Source organism: Pseudomonas syringae, from assembly GCF_021606685.1.
In the GTDB taxonomy this organism is placed as follows: domain Bacteria; phylum Pseudomonadota; class Gammaproteobacteria; order Pseudomonadales; family Pseudomonadaceae; genus Aquipseudomonas; species Aquipseudomonas syringae_R.
The window spans coordinates 60870-80719 of the sequence record NZ_WKCB01000009.1; the positions used below are offsets into that span (position 1 = coordinate 60870).

A 19850-nucleotide genomic window follows, 5' to 3' on the forward strand; every position below is an offset into this window, starting at 1 on the left:
CGATGAACCTGGCGCGCTACCGTTTTGTGTTGTCCCGGCCACTGCAGTTGCTGCCGGTGCTGCTGGGCATCAGCCTGATTACCTTTGTGCTGGTGCGTTCGATCCCGGGTGACCCGGCGCGCGCACTGCTGGGTTCGCGCAGCACACCCGATGCCTTGCTGAAAATCCGCGCCCAGTACGGCCTCGACCAGCCTTTGTGGCTGCAATATTTTTACTTTCTGAAAAACCTGCTCAAGGGCGACCTCGGCCAATCGTTGTTGTACAAGGTCGATGCCCTGAAGCTGATCGTCACCCGTATCGAACCGACGCTGGTGCTGGTGCTCGGCAGCGTGGTGCTCGCGCTGCTGATCGCGATTCCGCTGGCGACCTTGGCTGCGCGCAACAAAGGCGGCTGGGCGGATAACCTGATCCGCGTGTTCACCACCGTGGGCCTGGGCATGCCGGCGTTCTGGCTGGGCCTGATGTTGATCCTGTTGCTCAGCGTGCAGTGGGGCTGGTTCCCGGTATCCGGCTACGGGCGGACCTGGTTGGACAAGGCCCACCACATGGTGTTGCCCTGCCTGACCATCGCCCTTGCGCTGTCGGCAGTGCTGGTGCGTAACCTGCGGGCCAGCATGTTGATGGAGTTGCAGGCCGATCACGTCACCGCTGCCCGCGCGCGTGGCCTGGCGGAAGCGGCGGTGTTTCGGCGCCATGTGTTGCCCAATTCCCTGGTGCCGGCGGTGAACCTGCTGGCGGTGAACATTGGCTGGCTGATCAGCGGCACGGTGGTGATTGAAAGCCTGTTCGCGATTCCCGGCATCGGCCAACTGCTGGTGCGCGGCATCTTCACCCGCGACTACATGGTGGTTCAAGGCGTGGCCATGGTGCTGGCCTGCGCCACGGTGGTGGTCAACTTCATCGCCGATGTGGTGACGGTGACCCTCGACCCACGGGTAAAGATGCAATGAGCAGCCGCCCGTTGATTGCCCCGTGGCGTTTGCGCCTGCGCTTTGGGTTTCGCAATGGCCGGCTGACGGCTGCCTGGGGCCTGCTGATTCTGCTGCTGTGGTTCGCCCTGGCGGTGTTTGCGCCGTGGATCGCCCCCTATGACCCGATTGCGCAAAACACCGAGATCAGTTTGCTCGGCCCCAGCCTTGCGCACCCCTTGGGCACAGATAACTATGGCCGGGACATACTGTCGAGGGTGATCTGGGGCGCACGCATCGACCTGCAGTTGGCGATTGTCGGGGTGATTTTCCCGTTCATGATCGGCACCTTCATCGGCGCGGTGTCCGGTTATATCGGCGGGCGTTTCGACAGTTTCTGCATGCGTGTGATTGACGTGATCCTGGCGTTCCCGTTCCTGGTGTTGATGCTGGCGATCATGGCCATCCTTGGCCCGGGCTTGCAGAGTTTTTATATCGCCATGGCGCTGGTGGGCTGGGTGTCGTATGCGCGGCTGATCCGCTCGCAGATCCTGGTGCTCAAGGAAAGTGACTTTGCCCTGGCCGCCAAGAGCCTGGGCTTTGGCCATGGGCGCATTCTGTTTCGTCACCTGTTGCCTAACGCCATGTTCGGTTCGATTGTGTTTTCCATGTCTGACGCAGTGCTGGTGCTGCTCAACGGCGCGGCCGTGAGCTACCTGGGCCTGGGCGTGCAACCGCCGACCGCCGAGTGGGGCACGATGGTCGCCGAAGGCCAGGCGTTCATCACCACCGCCTGGTGGATCTGCACTTTTCCGGGCCTGGCTATCGTGACCCTGGCCATGGGTTTCAGCCTGTTGGCCGATGGCGTGGCCCAAGTGTTGGGAGATCGCGCATGAGTCTGTTGCAGGTTCGGGACCTGAGCGTGATCGCCAACAACACCGGGCGCGATGTGACCCTGGTCGACCGTGTGTCTTTCGACCTGGACGAAGGCGAAATCCTCGGCCTGGTGGGTGAGAGCGGTTCGGGCAAGACCATGGCCTGTCGCGGCCTGATGCGTTTGCTGCCGTCGCCGAGCCTGCGGGTGCAGGGCGGCGCGGTACGGCTGGCCGGCCAGGACCTGTTGCAACTGGATGATGCCGGCATGCGCGCCATGCGCGGCGGGCAACTGGGCATGATTTTCCAGAACCCCAGCAGCCATCTTGACCCGTTGATGCGCATCGGCGAGCAGATTGCCGAGGGCATTCGCCTGCATCAGGGCGCGTCGAAAAAGGATGCGCGCCGGCAGGCCATCGAGGTGCTGCGCCAGGTCGGCATTCCCGATCCCCAGGCGCGGGTCGACAACTATCCTCACGAATTTTCCGGCGGCATGCGCCAGCGCGCGATGATCGCCGTGGCCCTCGGCTGCAACCCTAAAGTGCTGATCGCCGACGAGCCGACCACCGCCCTGGATGTGACTGTGCAAGCGCAAATCCTGCGCCTGCTGTTGGACCTGCGTGACCAGCGCGGCCTGTCGATCATCATGATTACCCATGACCTCGGCGTGGTGGCGCAGACCTGCGATTCCATCGCGGTGATGTACGCCGGACGCCTGTGCGAACACGGCAGTAAATACGAGCTGCTGGCGCATCCACAGCACCCTTACACCGCGGGCCTGATCGACTGCCAGCCGGCCCACAGCAGCGGCCATGCCTTGCTGCGTACCATCCCCGGCCAGCCGCCGTTGCTGGATGCGTTGCCCACCGGTTGCCGTTTCAACCCACGCTGCCCGCAGGTCGGCGCGTTGTGTACCGAAGTGCTGCCGGAAGGCGCGCGCGTCGCCTGTCATTACCCGCTGGGAGTGCACCCATGAGCCTGCTGCAAATCAAGGATCTGGAAGTGCGCTTCGCGGCGTCCGGCAGTGGCCTGTTCGGCCTGAACAAGCAGTGGGTGAGGGCGGTGAACGGGGTGTCGCTGACCCTGGCCGCCGGCGAAACCCTGGGCCTGGTCGGGGAGTCCGGCAGCGGTAAAAGCACGCTCGGTCGGGCGATTTTGCACCTCAACCCGATCAGCGCCGGGCAGGTGTTGTTTGACGGTATCGACATGGCCCACGGCAGCGCCATCGACATCACCCGCCTGCGGCATGAAACCGCGATGATCTTCCAGGACCCTTATGCGGCGCTGAACCCACGCCACACCATCGGCGAAACCCTCGCCGAAGTGCTAAGGGTGCAACGCAAAGTCAGCCCGCAGCAGATCCCGGCGCGCGTGGTTGAGCTGCTCGATCTGGTGGGCCTGCGCCCTGAGCTGGCGGGCCGTAAACCCGGTTCCCTCAGCGGCGGCCAGTGCCAGCGCGTGGGCATCGCCCGAGCATTGGCGGTGGAGCCGCGCTTGATCATCGCTGATGAATGCGTGGCGGCCCTGGACGTGTCGATCCAGGGCCAGATCATCAACCTGTTGCTGGAACTGCAACAACGCATGAACCTGGCGATCCTGTTTATCGCCCATGACCTGGCCATCGTACGGCGCCTGTGCGACCGCGTGGCGGTGATGTACCTGGGCAAGATCGTCGAGGAAGGCCCGGTGGAGGCGGTGTTTACCGCGCCACGCCATCCGTATACGGCGGCGTTGATCCAGGCGATTCCCGAGATTGATCCGCATCGGCCGTTGCCTACGGAGCCTTTGCCGGGTGAGCCCCCGAGCCCCCTGAATTTGCCTACAGGCTGCGCCTTTCACCCACGTTGCCGGCATGCGCGCGCGCTGTGTTCCGAGGTGTTGCCGCCGACCCATTTCCTGCACGAGCATCGGTACAGTTGCGTGCTTGAAGAACCTTTGCTTTAACCCTCTGCCATTCATTAACAAGGAGTTGTGATATGCAATCGCGCCATTTGAAGTTGCTTGCCGCCGCTACGTTGACCGCTTGGTCGCTTACGGCCGGGTTGGCCCAGGCCGCCGGTGTGCTGACCATCGGCTGCCGTGAAGACAGCACCACGTTCGACCCGATCAAAAGCGCGCAGAACCGCGATACCTGGGTGTTCGCCAACGTCTACGACACCCTGGTGCGCGTGGATAACCTGGGCACCAAGATGGAGCCGGGCCTGGCGCAAAGTTGGGACATTTCCAAGGACGGCCTGACCTACACCTTTACGCTGCGTGATGCGAAATTCTCCGATGGTTCGCCGATCACCGCCGACGATGCGGCGTTCAGCCTGTTGCGCATCCGCGACAACAAAGCTTCGCTGTGGAGCGACTCGTTCAGCCTGATCAACACAGCCAAGGCCGCAGACCCGAAAACCCTGGTGGTGACCTTGAAAACCCCAGCAGTGGCGTTCCTTTCGCAACTGGCCTCGCCGACGGTATCGATCCTGTCGGAAAAAGCCATGACCAAGGTCGGCGAAGAGGCTTACTCGGAAAACCCGGTGACGTCCGGCGCGTTCACCGTGGACGAGTGGCGCAAGGGGGATCGGGTGATCCTGAAAAAGAACCCGAATTTCTGGCAGGCCCAGAACGTACGCCTGGATGGCGTGGAATGGGTGTCGGTCACCGACGACAACACCCGTATGCGCATGGTGCAGAACAACGAACTGGACACGGCGATCTTCGTACCGTTCTCGCGGGTTGAAGAACTCAAGAAAGACAAGAACGTGGTGATCCACGCCGACCCCTCCACCCGTGAAGATCACCTGCTGATCAACCACGAGCACGGCCTGCTGGCCAAGCCTGAAGTGCGCCAGGCGCTGGACATGGCCATCGACAAGCAATCGCTGGTCAAAGCCGCCACCTACGGGCAGGGCACCGTGGCCTATTCCTACATCCCGAAAGGCTCGCTGTACCACTACGCCAACAACCTGCAACGCTCGTATGACCCGACAGCGGCCAAGAAACTGCTGGAGCAGGCCGGTGCCAAGGACTTGAAGCTCAATTACGTGGTCAACGCCGGCAACGAAGCCGACGAGCAGATTGCCGTGATCATCAAGGATCAACTGGCCAAGGTCGGTGTTACCGCCAACCTGCAGAAAGTCGACCCGACCCAGAGCTGGCAGATGCTGGTGGACGGCGAGTACGACATTTCGGTGATGTACTGGACCAACGACATCCTCGACCCGGACCAGAAAACCACATTCGTGCTGGGCCACGACACCAACCAGAACTACATGACCCGCTACAAGAACGACAAGGTCAAGGCGCTGGTGGCGGCGGCGCGGATCGAGGCGGACCCGGTCAAGCGTGAGCAGATGTACGTCGACCTGCAGAAACTGGCGAAACAGGATGTGAACTGGATCGACCTGTACTACAGCCCGTACATCAACATCTCACGCAAGAACGTGAGTAATTTCCTGCAGAACCCACTGGGGCGCTTCACCCTTGAAGAAGTCGTGAAGAACTAAAGAACACTGCGATACAAAATGTGGGAGGGGGCTTGCTCCCGATGGCGGAGTGTCAGTCACTGAATTAAGTGCTGACCCACCGCCATCGGGAGCAAGTCCCCTCCCACATTTGATCTCAGTTGTGTCAGTGCTTACTGCGCATCAAACGCCTGCCCATTGATGCCAGCACTGTCCGGCCCCATCAGGTACAGGTACACCGGCATGATCTCTTCCGGCGCCGGCCTTTCCATCGGGTTTTCCCCCGGGTACGCCTGGGCGCGCATGCTGGTGCGCGTACCGCCTGGGTTGATGCTATTCGAGCGAACCGCCGCCACATCGTCCAGCTCGTCGGCCAGGGTTTGCATCAAGCCTTCAGTGGCAAACTTCGACACCCCATAAGCGCCCCAATACGCGCGGCCCTTGCGCCCGACGCTGCTGGAGGTGAACACCACCGACGCATCCTGGGACAGCTTGAGCAGCGGCAGCAGCGTGCTGGTGAGCATGAACATCGCGTTGACGTTCACGTGCATCACCCGCATGAAGTTCTCACCGGACAACTGCTCGATCGGCGTGCGTGGGCCGATGATCGACGCGTTGTGCAGCAGGCCGTCGAGGTGGCCGAATGCCTTTTCGATCATCGCCGCCAGCTCATCGTACTGATGCGGCAGGGCGGTCTCCAGGTTGAACGGAATGACCACCGGCTGGGGGTGGCCGGCGGCTTCGATCTCGTCGTACACCTGGGCCAGGTTGGCTTCGGTCTTGCCCAGCAACAGCACGGTAGCGCCATGGGCGGCATAGGTTTTTGCCGCCGCCGCGCCAATCCCGCGACCGGCGCCGGTCACCAGGATGACCCGGCCTTTGAGCAGTTCTGGACGTGCGGAGTAATCAAACATAAACAACCTCGACAGAAATTCAACAGATTGCCAACACCAGGCTTGAGAACAGCGAAGATCCCCTGTGGGAGCGGGCTTGCTCGCGAAGGCGGTGGGTCAGTCAACACATTGATTGACTGATACACAGCTTTCGCGAGCAAGCCCGCTCCCACATTTAGATCTCCATAGGCCTCAGCAACTGCACAGTGCGTTATCCAGCACCTTGCGCAATTCCAGTGGGTGATACACCACCACATCGGCGCCCCAATGGCGTGGGTTGTCGTCCGGGTGGATATAGCCATAGCTGACCGCCGCCGTACGGGTGCCGGCGTCGCGGCCGGACTCGATATCGCGCAGGTCATCGCCCACGAACAACACACTGGCCGGGTCCAGGTCGAGCATCTTGCACGCCAGGATCATCGGCTCCGGGTCCGGCTTGCTGTTCTTCACATGGTCGGGGCAGATCAGCAGCGCCGAACGCTCGGCCAGGCCCAACTGCTGCATGATCGGCTCGGCAAAGCGCAACGGCTTGTTGGTGACCACGCCCCAGATCAGCTTGGCTTTTTCGATGTCTTCCAGCAGCTCGGCCATGCCGTCGAACAGTTTGCTATGGACCGCGCAGCCTTTGAGGTAGCGCTCGAGAAACTCCTGGCGCAGCTCTTCAAAGCCTGGGGATTCGGGGTCCATCGAGAAGGTCACGGCGACCATCGCCCGCGCACCGCCGGAGATTTCATCGCGGATGTGCTGCGGGTTGATCGGCGCCAGGCCGCGGTCGGCGCGCATGGCCTGGCAGATGGCGATAAAGTCCGGCGCGGTGTCCAGCAGGGTACCGTCCATATCGAAGAGAACCGCTCGCAACTTCACAGGCTTACTCCTCGCGCAGGGTCTGGATCATGTAGTTGACGTCAACGTCGCTGGTCAGCTTGTAGTGCTTGGTCAGCGGGTTGTAGGTCAAGCCGATGATGTCTTTCACGGTGAGCCCGGCCTGACGGCTCCAGGCACCCAGCTCGGAAGGGCGGATGAATTTCTTGAAGTCATGGGTGCCGCGTGGCAGCAGCTTCATGATGTATTCGGCGCCGATGATCGCGAACAGGTAAGCCTTGGGGTTGCGGTTGATGGTGGAGAAGAACACCTGGCCGCCGGGCTTGACCATGCGGAAGCAGGCACGGATCACCGAGGACGGGTCGGGTACGTGCTCGAGCATTTCCAGGCAGGTCACCACGTCGAACTGCTCGGGCATCTCTTCGGCCAGGGCTTCGGCGGTGATCTGGCGGTATTCCACGCTCACGCCGGATTCCAGTTGGTGCAGCTGGGCCACGGCCAGCGGCGCCTCGCCCATGTCGATGCCCATCACGGTGGCGCCGCGCTGGGCCATCGCTTCGCTGAGGATGCCGCCGCCGCAGCCGACGTCCAGCACCTTCTTGCCGGCCAGGTTGACGCGCTCGTCAATCCAGTTGACCCGCAGCGGGTTGATGTCGTGCAGGGGTTTGAATTCGCTCTCGCGGTCCCACCAACGGTGAGCCAGGGCTTCGAATTTGGCGATTTCGGCGTGGTCGACGTTGCTCATGGTGAATCCTCTAAATCTGATAAATCGGTGTGTCAGCCCTGAACGTCAGGGTTCAAGGCCGGCGTTATTCGCTGTGCCCGCTGATGCGTTGGCCCCAGGCAATGGCCGTGGCGGTCAACTGTTGCTCATCCATGCGGGTCAATTGCCGGTCGTCGAGCAACTGTTTGCCGGCGACCCAAAGGTGTTTCACGCAATCGCGCCCGGTGGCATATATAAGCTGTGAGACCGGATCGTAGATCGGTTGTTGCGCCAGCCCGGAAAGATCGAAGGCCACCATGTCTGCTGCCTTGCCGACTTCCAGCGAGCCGATTTCGTTTTCCAGGCCCATGGCGCGGGCGCCGTTGAGCGTGGCCATGCGCAGGGCGCGGTGGGCATCCAGGGCGGTCGCCGAGCCCGCGACGGCCTTGGCCAGCATCGCGGCGGTACGGGTTTCGCCCAACAGGTCCAGGTCATTGTTGCTGGCGGCGCCGTCGGTGCCGATGGCCACATTGACCCCAGCCTGCCACAGACGCTCCACCGGGCAAAAGCCGCTGGCCAGTTTCAGGTTGGATTCCGGGCAGTGGATAACGCTGGTGTTGCTTTCTACCAGCAAAGCCAGGTCCTCCTCGCTGATTTGGGTCATATGAACGGCCTGGAAGCGCGGGCCCAGCAACCCGAGGCGACCGAGGCGGGCCAGCGGGCGCTCGCCGCTCTGCTCGACGGCCTGTTGTACCTCAAAGGCGGTTTCGTGCACATGCATGTGGATCGTGGCGTCCAGCTCTTCGGCGATTACCCGGATCTTTTCCAGGTTGGCGTCGCACACCGTGTAGGGCGCGTGGGGCCCCAGGGTGATCTTGATGCGCGGGTGGTGCTTGAGGTCGCCGAACAGCTCGATGCCCTGGCGGAGCGCCTCATCGGCGGTACTGGCGCCGGGGATCGGGAAGTCGAGGATCGGAATCGCGATCTGCGCGCGCATGCCGCTGTTGTGCACGCAGTCGCTGGCGACCTTGGGGAAAAAGTACATGTCGCTGAAGCAGGTGATGCCGCCCTTGAGCTGTTCGGCGATGGCCAGGTCGGTGCCGTCGCGTACGAAGGCTTCATCGACCCACTTGGCCTCGGCGGGCCAGATGTGCTTTTCGAGCCAGGTCATCAGCGGCAGGTCATCGGCCAGGCCGCGAAACAGGCTCATCGCCGCATGCCCGTGGGCGTTGATCAGGCCGGGGCTGAGCAGCATGCCAGGCAGTTCGCGTACTTCGCGGGCTGCCAGCTTGAGGGCCGCGGCGCGAGGGCCGATAAACGCAATGCGCCCATCGCGGATGCCCAGGCCGTGCTCCTTGAGCACCACGCCGGCGGGTTCGACAGGTACCAGCCAGGTCGGCAGTAACAGCACGTCGAGCGGGGCGGCAGTGGAGGTCATCGCGGGCTTCTTCCGGGGCAGCTATAAAAGAAGGGCGAAGTATACCCGAGCGTCCGGGCTGGCGGATCGCTATAATCGGCGGCTTTTGTTGATGAGTACGGGGTGAGGGATGCGCGATCGACTGTTGGCAGCGGAGAAAGTGAAGGCCATCGATTGGCGTGATGGCGCACTGCACCTGCTCGATCAACGTGCGCTGCCGGCCCTGCAAAGCTGGGTAGTCTGCGTCACGGTCGAGGACGTGGCAGCGGCCATTCGCTCGATGGTGGTGCGTGGCGCGCCGGCCATTGGGATCAGCGCAGCGTATGGGCTGGTGCTCGCCGCCCGTGAGCGGATCGCCCAAGGCGGTGACTGGCAGGCTGCGTGGGAAGAAGACTACGCGCTATTGGCCGATACGCGTCCGACCGCATCCAACCTGTTCTGGTCCCTCAAGCGCATGCGCGACCGCCTGGACCGCGTCAAGCAGCACGCCGACCCGCTGGCGGTGCTGGAGGCGGAAGCCATCGCGATCCATGAGAGCGACCGCGAAGCCAACCTCGTCATGGCCCAATTGGGCGTCGAGCGGATTCGCAAGCACCAGGGCAACGCGCAGGCGATCCTGACCCACGGCAATGCGGGCGCACTGGCCACGGGCGGCGTCGGCACGGCCCTTGGGGTGATTCGCGCGGCCTTTTTGGAGGGCTTGGTCGAACAGGTCTACGCCAACGAAACCCGCCCGTGGCTGCAGGGTTCGCGGCTGACGGCCTGGGAACTGGCAGGCGAGGGCATCCCGGTCACGGTGAATGCCGACTCGGCGGGTGCGCATATCCTCAAGACCAAGGGCGTGACCTGGGTGATCGTCGGCGCCGATTGCATCGCGGCCAATGGTGACGTGATCAGCAAGATCGGCACCTACCAGTTGGCGGTGTGCGCCATGCACCACGGCGTGCGCTTTATGGTGGTGGCGCCGAGTTCGACCCTGGACCTGATGATGGCCACTGGCGAGGATGTTGCCCTGGAAGAGCGCGATCCGGCTGAATTGCTGGAGGCTAATGGGCAGCGCTTGGAGGTGCAGGCGTTCAACCCGGTGTTTGACGTGACCCCGGCGGACTTGATCGACGTGATCGTCACCGAAAAAGGCGTTGTCGAGCGGCCGGACGCCGCCAAGCTGGCCAAGTTGATGTGCCGTAAGCGCCTGCATTGAGGGGTTTGGTGCCTGTTGAATTGCTATCGGGGGCAAGCCCCCTCCCACATTTTGACTGTGTTCACAGATCAAGTGTGGGCGGGGGCTTGCTCCCGAATGGCCTTTAAAGTCAATAAATCCCTCGGATTTACCCTCAAAAAACAGCACCACCCCACCTCTGAGCCTCTCTCGTCCCTCTCAAGCCTGTCACCCGTCAACTTACTATGCTCCATGCGCATCAGGGGGATAGGTGCGTGGCGGCGATTGTGATAACATCCGGCGGTTTCCAGGGCTGCCCCGAGGGGTAGCCTATAACGTGCAGATCCGTGTCATAACTCGTTGATTTGTCGTAAGTCGTTGTCAGGCACTCTGCCGGCAGCGGCGAGCTTCGTTCATCCCATATGGATGCAACGAGGTTTCACCCGAAAAAGGAATCAGGCTTCTCATGGGCGAACTGGCCAAAGAAATCCTCCCGGTCAATATCGAAGACGAGCTGAAACAGTCCTACCTCGACTACGCGATGAGCGTAATTGTCGGTCGGGCACTGCCTGATGCGCGCGATGGCTTGAAGCCCGTGCACCGGCGTGTGCTGTTCGCGATGAGCGAGCTGGGTAACGACTGGAACAAGCCGTACAAGAAATCTGCCCGTGTTGTCGGTGACGTGATCGGTAAGTATCACCCTCACGGCGACACTGCGGTGTACGACACCATCGTTCGGATGGCCCAGCCGTTTTCCCTGCGCTACCTGCTGGTAGACGGCCAGGGTAACTTCGGTTCCGTGGACGGCGACAACGCCGCCGCCATGCGATACACCGAAGTGCGCATGACCAAGCTGGCGCACGAGCTGCTGGCCGACCTGCACAAAGAAACCGTGGACTGGGTGCCGAACTACGACGGCACCGAAATGATCCCGGCGGTCATGCCGACCAAGATCCCCAACCTGTTGGTCAACGGCTCCAGCGGTATCGCCGTGGGCATGGCCACCAACATCCCGCCGCACAACCTCGGTGAAGTCATCGACGGTTGCCTGGCCCTCATCGACAACCCAGAGCTGACCGTCGATGAGTTGATGCAATACATCCCCGGCCCGGACTTCCCGACGGCTGCGATCATCAATGGCCGCGCCGGCATCATCGAAGCCTACCGCACCGGTCGCGGCCGCATTTACATGCGCGCCCGCTCGATGATCGAAGACATCGACAAGGTCGGTGGTCGCCAGCAGATCGTCATCACCGAACTCCCTTACCAGCTGAACAAGGCGCGTCTGATCGAGAAGATCGCCGAGCTGGTTAAAGAGAAGAAGCTTGAAGGCATCACCGAGCTGCGCGACGAGTCTGACAAAGACGGTATGCGCGTGGTGATCGAGCTGCGCCGTGGCGAAGTGCCTGAGGTGATCCTCAACAACCTCTACGCCCAGACCCAGCTGCAAAGCGTGTTTGGCATCAACGTGGTGGCACTGATCGACGGCCGCCCGCGCATCCTGAACCTCAAGGATCTGCTGGAAGCCTTCGTCCGTCACCGTCGCGAAGTGGTGACCCGCCGTACCGTGTTCGAACTGCGCAAGGCCCGCGAGCGCGGCCATATCCTGGAAGGCCAGGCGGTTGCGCTGTCGAACATCGACCCGGTCATCGCCCTGATCAAGGCCTCGCCGACCCCGTCGGAAGCGAAAGAAGCCCTGATCAAGATGCCGTGGGAATCCAGCGCCGTGGTGGCGATGGTTGAACGTGCCGGTGCCGACTCGTGCCGCCCGGAGACCCTGGACCCGCAATACGGCCTGCGTGACGGCAAGTATTTCCTGTCGCCGGAACAGGCCCAGGCCATCCTCGAGCTGCGCCTGCACCGCCTGACCGGTCTGGAGCACGAGAAGCTGCTGGCCGAGTACCAGGAGATCCTCAACCAGATCGGCGAGCTGATCCGCATCCTCAACAGCGCCGTGCGCCTGATGGAAGTGATCCGCGAAGAACTGGAAGTGATCCGCGCCGAATACGGCGACGTGCGCCGCACCGAGATCCTCGACGCGCGCCTCGACCTGACCCTGGGTGACATGATCCCGGAAGAAGAGCGCGTGGTGACCATCTCCCACGGCGGCTACGCCAAGACCCAGCCGCTGGCTGCGTACCAGGCTCAGCGTCGTGGCGGTAAAGGTAAATCGGCTACCGGCGTGAAGGATGAGGACTACATTGCTCACCTGCTGGTCGCCAACAGCCACACCACGCTGCTGCTGTTCTCCAGCAAGGGCAAGGTGTACTGGCTCAAGACTTACGAAATTCCGGAAGCCTCGCGTGCCGCCCGTGGTCGCCCGCTGGTCAACCTGCTGCCGCTGGACAGTGATGAATACATCACCACCATGTTGCCGGTCGAGGAATACACCGAAGGTCACTTCATCTTCATGGCCACCGCCAAGGGCACCGTGAAGAAGACCCCGCTGGAATCCTTCAGCCGTCAGCGCAGCGTGGGCCTGATCGCCCTGGAGCTGGATGAAGGTGACGTGCTGATCTCCGCCGCGATCACCGATGGCGAGCGTGAAGTCATGCTGTTCTCCGACGGTGGCAAGGTTACGCGGTTCAAGGAATCCGACGTTCGCGCCATGGGCCGTACCGCTCGCGGTGTGCGCGGCATGCGTCTGCCGGAAGGGCAGAAGCTGATTTCGATGCTGATCCCGGAAGAAGGCAGCCAGATCCTCACCGCTTCCGAGCGTGGTTATGGCAAACGCACCGCCATCAGCGAGTTCCCGGAGTACAAGCGTGGCGGCCAGGGCGTGATCGCCATGGTCAGCAACGACCGCAACGGCCGTCTGGTCGGCGCGGTCCAGGTGCTCGACGGCGAGGAAATCATGTTGATTTCCGACCAGGGCACCCTGGTGCGTACCCGTGTGGCTGAAGTGTCGAGCCTGGGCCGTAACACGCAGGGCGTGACCCTGATCAAGCTGGCCAAGGACGAGAAACTGGTCGGCCTGGAGCGTGTACAGGAGCCTTCGGAAGTCGAAGGCGACGAGCTGGAAGGTGAGGAATTCGAAGGCGAGGTGATCGCAGCAGGCGATGACAACGTTGACGAGCCAACCCTCGACGCTGCCGCAGACGAAGAAGAACCGCAGGAATAAGCGGACACACAGGGGGCGGATGAAGATTCGCCCCCTTGTTGTTTGTCCGGATGGAAATATCGACAGCGATGAGAATTCAATTGTGGGAGGGGGCTTGCTCCCGATTGCGGAGTGTCAGCGGCACATAAGCTGACTGACCCACCGCTTTCGCGAGCAAGCCCGCTCCCACATTGGATCGGGTGTCGCCTGATATGTTTGCGTGACTACCACCAGATCAGAGTGAGATTGGATGTGAGCAAGAGAGCCTATAACTTCTGTGCCGGTCCCGCGGCGCTTCCTGAAGCAGTCCTGCAGCGTGCGCAGGGTGAACTCCTCGACTGGCATGGAAAAGGCCTCTCCGTGATGGAAATGAGCCATCGCAGCGATGAGTTCGTGTCCATCGCCACCAAGGCCGAGCAGGACCTGCGCGACTTGCTGGACATCCCCTCCAACTACAAAGTGTTGTTCATGCAGGGCGGCGCGAGCCAGCAGTTCGCTCAATTGCCGCTGAACCTGTTGCCGGAAGACGGCACCGCCGACTATATCGACACCGGTATCTGGGGGCAGAAGGCCATTGAAGAGGCCTCGCGTTACGGTCACGTCAATGTGGCAGGCACCGCCAAGCCCTACGACTACTTCGCGATTCCAGGTCAGAACGAATGGAAGCTGTCGAAGGACGCCTCCTACGTGCACTACGTCGCGAACGAAACCATCGGTGGCCTGGAATTTGACTGGGTGCCGGAAGTGGGCGACGTGCCACTGGTGTGCGACATGTCCTCGGATATCCTTTCGCGCCCGATCGACGTGTCCAAATACGGCATGATCTACGCCGGCGCGCAGAAGAACATCGGCCCGAGCGGCATCCTGGTCAACATCATCCGCGAAGACTTGTTGGGGCGCGCCCGCTCGCTGTGCCCGACCATGCTCAACTACAAGGTCGCGGCCGATAACGGCTCGATGTACAACACCCCACCGGCGTTCGCCTGGTACCTGTCGGGCCTGGTGTTCGAGTGGCTCAAGGAGCAGGGCGGCGTGGCTGCCATGGGCAAGCTCAACGAAGAGAAGAAGCGCACCCTGTACGACTTCATCGACGCCAGCGGCCTGTACAGCAACCCGATCAACCTCACCGATCGCTCGTGGATGAACGTGCCGTTCCGCCTGGCTGACGACCGTCTGGACAAGCCGTTCCTGGCCGGTGCCGACGAACGTGGCCTGCTGAACCTCAAGGGCCACCGCTCGGTGGGTGGCATGCGCGCCTCCATCTACAACGCTGTCGATATCAACGCGGTCCACGCGCTGGTTTCCTACATGGCAGAGTTCGAAAAGGAACACGGCTAATGTCTGAGCAAGAACTCAAGGCCCTGCGTGTACGCATTGACAGCCTGGACGAGAAAGTCCTGGAGCTGATCAGTGAGCGTGCGCGCTGCGCCCAGGAAGTGGCACGGGTGAAGATGGCATCCCTGGCTGAAGGCGAGGTGCCGGTGTTCTACCGGCCTGAGCGCGAAGCCCAAGTGCTCAAGCGCGTGATGGAACGCAACAAGGGCCCGTTGGGTAACGAAGAGATGGCGCGGTTGTTCCGTGAAATCATGTCTTCGTGCCTGGCGCTGGAGCAGCCGCTGAAAGTCGCGTACCTCGGCCCTGAAGGCACCTTCACTCAGGCCGCCGCCATGAAGCACTTCGGCCACGCGGTGATCAGCAAGCCGATGGCGGCGATCGACGAAGTGTTCCGTGAAGTGGCCGCCGGTGCGGTGAATTTTGGCGTGGTGCCGGTGGAAAACTCCACCGAAGGCGCGGTCAACCACACGCTGGACAGCTTCCTCGAGCACGACATGGTGATCTGTGGCGAAGTCGAGCTGCGCATCCACCACCACCTGCTGGTCGGCGAAAACACCAAGACCGACAGCATCAGCCGTATCTACTCCCACGCGCAATCCCTGGCCCAGTGCCGCAAGTGGCTGGACGCGCATTACCCGAATGTCGAGCGCGTGGCGGTGTCCAGCAACGCCGAGGCGGCCAAGCGGGTCAAGGGTGAGTGGAACTCGGCGGCCATCGCCGGCGATATGGCCGCGGGCCTGTACGGCCTGACGCGCCTGGCCGAAAAAATCGAAGACCGCCCGGACAACTCCACGCGCTTTTTGATGATTGGCAGCCAGGAAGTGCCACCGACCGGCGACGACAAGACTTCCATCATTGTCTCCATGAGCAACAAGCCCGGCGCGCTGCATGAGCTGCTGGTGCCGTTCCACGACAACGGGATTGACCTGACGCGCATTGAGACGCGTCCTTCGCGCAGCGGTAAATGGACGTATGTGTTCTTTATCGACTTCATCGGCCATCACCGTGACCCACTGGTTAAAGGTGTGTTGGAGAAAATCAGTCAGGAGGCCGTGGCACTCAAGGTGCTGGGCTCTTACCCGAAAGCGGTTTTGTGAGGCGTTAACATGAGTGGCAACTTCCTCGCCCTGGCTCAGCCGGGCGTGCAACAACTGTCGCCTTACGTTCCAGGCAAGCCTGTGGACGAGCTGGCGCGCGAGTTGAATCTGGACCCGTCCAAAATCGTAAAGCTGGCGAGCAACGAGAACCCGCTGGGCCCAAGCCCTAAAGTATTGGCGGCGATTCGTGAAGAGTTGGCTGAACTGACGCGCTATCCGGACGGCAACGGCTTTGCCCTCAAGTCTCTGCTGGCGGAAAAATGCCGCGTCGAGCTGAACCAGGTGACCCTGGGCAACGGCTCCAACGACATTCTTGAGCTGGTGGGCCGCGCATACCTGGCGCCGGGCCTCAATGCCGTGTTCAGCGAACACGCGTTTGCGGTCTATCCGATTGTTACTCAGGCCGTCGGTGCCGACGCACGGGTGGTTCCGGCCAAGGACTGGGGCCACGACCTGCCGGCCATGCTGGCAGCCATCGACGCCCAGACCCGCGTGGTATTTATCGCCAACCCGAACAACCCGACCGGCACCTGGTTTGATGAGCAGGCGCTGAACGAGTTTCTGCAGGACGTGCCCGAGCACGTGCTGGTAGTGCTGGACGAGGCCTACATCGAGTACGCAGAAGGCAGCGACCTGCCGGACGGCCTGGACTTCCTGGCGGCCTACCCGAACCTGCTGGTGTCGCGCACCTTCTCCAAAGCCTATGGCCTGGCGTCGCTGCGCGTTGGTTATGGCCTGTCCTCCGCGGTAGTGGCAGACGTGCTGAACCGTGTGCGCCAACCGTTCAACGTCAACAGTCTCGCCCTGGCGGCGGCCTGTGCGGCGGTGAAGGATGCCGACTACCTTGAAGAAGGCCGACGCATCAACGAAAGCGGCATGCTGCAGTTGCAGGAAGGCTTTACTGCATTGGGCCTGGGCTGGATTGCGTCGAAGGGCAACTTCATCTGTGTCGACCTCGGCCAAGTGGCCGCGCCGGTCTTCCAGGGCCTGCTGCGTGAAGGCGTGATCGTGCGTCCGGTGGCCAACTACGGCATGCCGAACCACCTGCGTATCACCATTGGCTTGCCGGCCGAAAACGCGCGCTTCCTGGAGGCGCTGGCCAAGGTTCTGGCCCGTGGTTGATGTCACTGCAGTGCAACCTGCTGTGCCTATGATCGGTCGCCTGGTGGTGGTCGGTCTGGGATTGATCGGCGGCTCCTTCGCCAAAGGCCTGCGTGAAAGCGGGCTGTGTGGCGAAGTGGTCGGTGTGGACCTGGACGCGCAATCGCGCAAATTGGCGGTTGAGCTGGGCGTGGTGGATCGCTGTGAAGCCGACCTGGCACTCGCGTGCCGGGGCGCTGATGTGATCCAGCTTGCCGTGCCGATCCTGGCCATGGAGAAGTTGTTGGCGGTGCTGGCCGGCATGGACCTGGGGCAGGCGATCCTTACGGACGTCGGCAGTGCCAAGGGCAATGTGGTGCGCGCTGCGCAACAGGCGTTTGGCGGCATGCCGGCGCGCTTTGTGCCGGGGCATCCGATTGCCGGGTCCGAGCAGAGCGGGGTAGAGGCCTCCAACGCGCAGCTGTTCCGTCGCCATAAAGTCATCCTCACGCCGCTTGAACAGACTGATCCGACAGCGCTGGCGGTGGTCGATCGGCTCTGGCGTGAGCTGGGTGCGGACGTGGAGCATATGCAGGTCGAGCGCCACGACGAAGTGCTGGCGGCGACCAGCCATTTGCCGCATTTGCTGGCTTTTGGTTTGGTGGACTCGCTGGCCAAGCGCAACGAGAACCTGGATATTTTCCGCTACGCCGCCGGTGGCTTCCGCGATTTCACGCGCATCGCCGGCAGCGACCCGGTGATGTGGCACGACATCTTCCTCGCCAACCGCGAGGCGGTGTTGCGCACCCTGGACACCTTCCGCAGCGACCTCGACGCCTTGCGCGACGCGGTCGATGCCGGGGATGGCCACCAGTTATTGGGCGTGTTCACCCGTGCGCGGGTGGCGCGTGAGCATTTCAGCAAGATCCTGGCGCGCCGGGCCTACATGGAAACTGCCGTGAACGCCGATGAACTGACCTTCCTCGCCAACCCGGGTGGCCGCTTGAGCGGGCGCCTGCGGATGCCGGGTGACAAGTCGATTTCCCATCGCTCGATCATGCTCGGTTCATTGGCGCAGGGCGTGACCGAGGTCGAAGGGTTCCTCGAGGGCGAAGACGCCCTGGCGACCTTGCAGGCTTTTCGTGACATGGGCGTGGTGATCGAAGGGCCGCACCATGGGCGCGTGACCATTCATGGCGTAGGTTTGCACGGCTTGCAGCCTGCGCCGGGGCCGATCTACCTGGGTAACTCCGGCACGTCCATGCGCCTGCTGTCCGGGTTGCTGGCGGCGCAGCGCTTTGACAGCGTGCTGACCGGCGACGCCTCGCTGTCCAAGCGTCCGATGAACCGCGTGGCTGAGCCACTGCGGGCAATGGGCGCCGTGATCGAGACGGGGCCGCACGGGCGCCCGCCGTTGACTATCCGTGGTGGGCAGGCGTTGAAGGGGGCGGCCTACTCGATGCCGATGGCCAGCGCGCAGGTTAAATCCTGCCTGTTGCTGGCCGGTTTGTATGCCCAAGGTAAAACGTCGGTAACCGAGCCTGCGCCGACCCGTGACCATACCGAGCGCATGCTGCGCGGCTTTGGGTATCCGGTGGCGGTGGAGGGCGCGACGGCCTCGGTGGAATCGGGGCATGCGTTGACCGCTACCCATATAGAAGTGCCGGGGGATATTTCCTCGTCGGCCTTTTTCCTGGTGGCGGCATCGATTGCCGAGGGTTCCGAATTGTTGCTGGAGCATGTCGGCATCAACCCGACCAGGACCGGCGTGATCGATATCCTGCGGCTGATGGGCGCGGATATCACCTTGGAAAACCAGCGCGAAGTCGGCGGTGAACCGGTCGCGGACCTGCGGGTGCGTGCGGCTGCGTTGAAGGGGATCGACATTCCCGAGGCGCTGGTGCCGTTGGCGATCGATGAGTTTCCGGTGCTGTTTGTGGCGGCGGCCTGCGCTGAAGGGCGAACCGTGCTGCGTGGCGCGCAGGAGCTGCGCGTGAAGGAATCCGACCGTATCCAGGTGATGGCCGACGGTCTGTCAGTGCTGGGCGTGAAGTGTGAACCGACCGCCGATGGGATTATCATTGACGGTGGCCCGATGGGTGGTGGTGAGGTACGTGCCGAGGGTGATCACCGGATCGCCATGGCCTTCAGTGTGGCGTCCCTACGGGCGGCGGCACCGATTCGTATCCGTGACTGTGCCAATGTTGCTACGTCTTTTCCGAATTTTCTTACACTGTGTGCCCACGTCGGCATCCGTGTTGCCCAAGAGGCTCAATTGTGAATATCAAAGCACCGGTGATTACCATCGACGGGCCAAGCGGCTCGGGCAAAGGCACGATCGCCGGCATCCTGGCCAAGCGCTTGGGCTGGTGTCTGCTGGATTCCGGCGCGCTGTACCGCCTGCTGGCCTTTGCCGCACGCAACCATGGCGTCGACCTGACCAACGAAGAATCCTTGAAGCTGCTGGCGGCGCACCTGGACGTGCAGTTCGTCGGCGCGACGGAAGGTCATCCACAGCGCATCATCCTCGAAGGCGATGATGTAACCGATGACCTGCGCAACGAACAAGTCGGCTCCTGGGCCTCCCAGGTTGCCGCGCTGCCGGCCGTGCGCGACGCATTGCTGCAGCGTCAGCGGGCATTTCAGGAGCCGCCGGGGCTGGTGGCCGACGGTCGCGACATGGGCACCGTGGTGTTTCCCGAGGCGCCGCTGAAGATTTTCCTGACCGCCAGCGCCGAGGAGCGGGCTCGCCGCCGCTACTTGCAGTTGAAGGGCAAAGTCGATGGTGTTAGTCTGTCGAGTCTGCTAGATGAGATCCGTGCACGCGATGAGCGTGATACCCAGCGCGCAGTAGCCCCGCTCAAACCGGCGGCTGATGCCATACAGCTGGATTCCACGGAGTTGTCCATCGAGCAGGTGCTGGAACGCATCTTGAGTGAAATCGCCATTCGCGATATCGCCGGGTGATCAAGAAGGCCGCAGGGGACCAGTCATAGTCCTGCGGTGGCTTCTTT

At 62.4% G+C, this 19850-nt stretch carries 16 protein-coding genes; 12 read left to right on the forward strand and 4 right to left on the reverse strand.

Annotated features, from left to right (window positions below):
- The first annotated feature begins 2 nt into the window (after window positions 1–2).
- Genes GIW02_RS05930 through GIW02_RS05950 form a run of 5 tightly spaced genes read left to right on the forward strand, consistent with a single transcriptional unit; the run spans window position 3 to window position 5272 of the window.
- Window positions 3–950 (forward strand): ABC transporter permease, encoded by a 948-nt coding sequence (locus GIW02_RS05930; RefSeq protein ID WP_236415281.1) that lies wholly within the window; start codon window positions 3–5, stop codon window positions 948–950.
- Window positions 947–1804, forward strand: a complete 858-nt coding sequence (locus GIW02_RS05935; RefSeq protein ID WP_236415279.1) for an ABC transporter permease — start codon at window positions 947–949, stop codon at window positions 1802–1804. The genes GIW02_RS05930 and GIW02_RS05935 overlap by 4 nt, the downstream gene beginning before the upstream one ends.
- On the forward strand, window positions 1801–2757 hold the full coding sequence (locus tag GIW02_RS05940) for an ABC transporter ATP-binding protein (RefSeq protein ID WP_236415270.1): 957 nt from the start codon (window positions 1801–1803) through the stop codon (window positions 2755–2757). The genes GIW02_RS05935 and GIW02_RS05940 overlap by 4 nt, the downstream gene beginning before the upstream one ends.
- A complete protein-coding gene (locus GIW02_RS05945) occupies window positions 2754–3725 on the forward strand; it encodes an ABC transporter ATP-binding protein (RefSeq protein ID WP_236415268.1) in 972 nt (323 codons plus the stop codon). The genes GIW02_RS05940 and GIW02_RS05945 overlap by 4 nt, the downstream gene beginning before the upstream one ends.
- A 32-nt stretch (window positions 3726–3757) precedes the next feature.
- Window positions 3758–5272 carry an ABC transporter substrate-binding protein gene (locus tag GIW02_RS05950; RefSeq protein WP_236421796.1) on the forward strand — a complete coding sequence of 505 codons (1515 nt, stop codon included), beginning with the start codon at window positions 3758–3760 and terminating at the stop codon, window positions 5270–5272.
- A 131-nt stretch (window positions 5273–5403) separates the two neighbouring features.
- Here the strand turns inward: GIW02_RS05950 and GIW02_RS05955 are convergent, their stop codons facing one another.
- The 4 genes from GIW02_RS05955 to GIW02_RS05970 all read right to left on the reverse strand — a co-directional run bounded on the left by GIW02_RS05955 (window position 5404) and on the right by GIW02_RS05970 (window position 9086).
- On the reverse strand, window positions 5404–6144 hold the full coding sequence (locus GIW02_RS05955) for a YciK family oxidoreductase (protein ID WP_236418701.1): 741 nt from the start codon (window positions 6142–6144) through the stop codon (window positions 5404–5406).
- 171 nt (window positions 6145–6315) lie between these two features.
- Window positions 6316–6987, reverse strand: a complete 672-nt coding sequence (gene mupP, locus GIW02_RS05960) for an N-acetylmuramic acid 6-phosphate phosphatase MupP (RefSeq protein WP_236418703.1) — start codon at window positions 6985–6987, stop codon at window positions 6316–6318.
- 4 nt (window positions 6988–6991) lie between these two features.
- Complete coding sequence (gene ubiG / locus GIW02_RS05965) at window positions 6992–7690, reverse strand: bifunctional 2-polyprenyl-6-hydroxyphenol methylase/3-demethylubiquinol 3-O-methyltransferase UbiG (protein ID WP_236418705.1); 699 nt, start codon at window positions 7688–7690, stop codon at window positions 6992–6994.
- 64 nt (window positions 7691–7754) lie between these two features.
- On the reverse strand, window positions 7755–9086 hold the full coding sequence (locus tag GIW02_RS05970; RefSeq protein ID WP_236418707.1) for a TRZ/ATZ family hydrolase: 1332 nt from the start codon (window positions 9084–9086) through the stop codon (window positions 7755–7757).
- Window positions 9087–9195: 109 nt separating this feature from the next.
- Between GIW02_RS05970 and mtnA the strand changes: the two genes are divergently transcribed.
- From mtnA to cmk, 7 genes are all read left to right on the forward strand, one after another.
- The gene (gene mtnA / locus GIW02_RS05975; RefSeq protein WP_236418709.1) at window positions 9196–10266 is read left to right on the forward strand and encodes an S-methyl-5-thioribose-1-phosphate isomerase; all 1071 of its coding nucleotides are present in this window, start codon (window positions 9196–9198) and stop codon (window positions 10264–10266) included.
- A gap of 424 nt (window positions 10267–10690) precedes the next feature.
- Window positions 10691–13345 (forward strand): DNA gyrase subunit A, encoded by a 2655-nt coding sequence (gene gyrA, locus GIW02_RS05980; protein ID WP_236418711.1) that lies wholly within the window; start codon window positions 10691–10693, stop codon window positions 13343–13345.
- A gap of 231 nt (window positions 13346–13576) precedes the next feature.
- Complete coding sequence (gene serC / locus GIW02_RS05985) at window positions 13577–14662, forward strand: 3-phosphoserine/phosphohydroxythreonine transaminase (RefSeq protein ID WP_236413140.1); 1086 nt, start codon at window positions 13577–13579, stop codon at window positions 14660–14662.
- Window positions 14662–15756, forward strand: a complete 1095-nt coding sequence (pheA, locus tag GIW02_RS05990; protein WP_003172650.1) for a prephenate dehydratase — start codon at window positions 14662–14664, stop codon at window positions 15754–15756. The genes serC and pheA overlap by 1 nt, the downstream gene beginning before the upstream one ends.
- A gap of 9 nt (window positions 15757–15765) precedes the next feature.
- A complete protein-coding gene (gene hisC / locus GIW02_RS05995) occupies window positions 15766–16878 on the forward strand; it encodes a histidinol-phosphate transaminase (protein ID WP_236413142.1) in 1113 nt (370 codons plus the stop codon).
- 28 nt (window positions 16879–16906) lie between these two features.
- Window positions 16907–19117, forward strand: coding sequence for a bifunctional prephenate dehydrogenase/3-phosphoshikimate 1-carboxyvinyltransferase (locus tag GIW02_RS06000; RefSeq protein ID WP_236413198.1), 2211 nt, complete (start codon window positions 16907–16909; stop codon window positions 19115–19117).
- Window positions 19114–19803 carry a (d)CMP kinase gene (gene cmk / locus GIW02_RS06005; protein ID WP_003172653.1) on the forward strand — a complete coding sequence of 230 codons (690 nt, stop codon included), beginning with the start codon at window positions 19114–19116 and terminating at the stop codon, window positions 19801–19803. The genes GIW02_RS06000 and cmk overlap by 4 nt, the downstream gene beginning before the upstream one ends.
- Window positions 19804–19850: the final 47 nt, after the last annotated feature.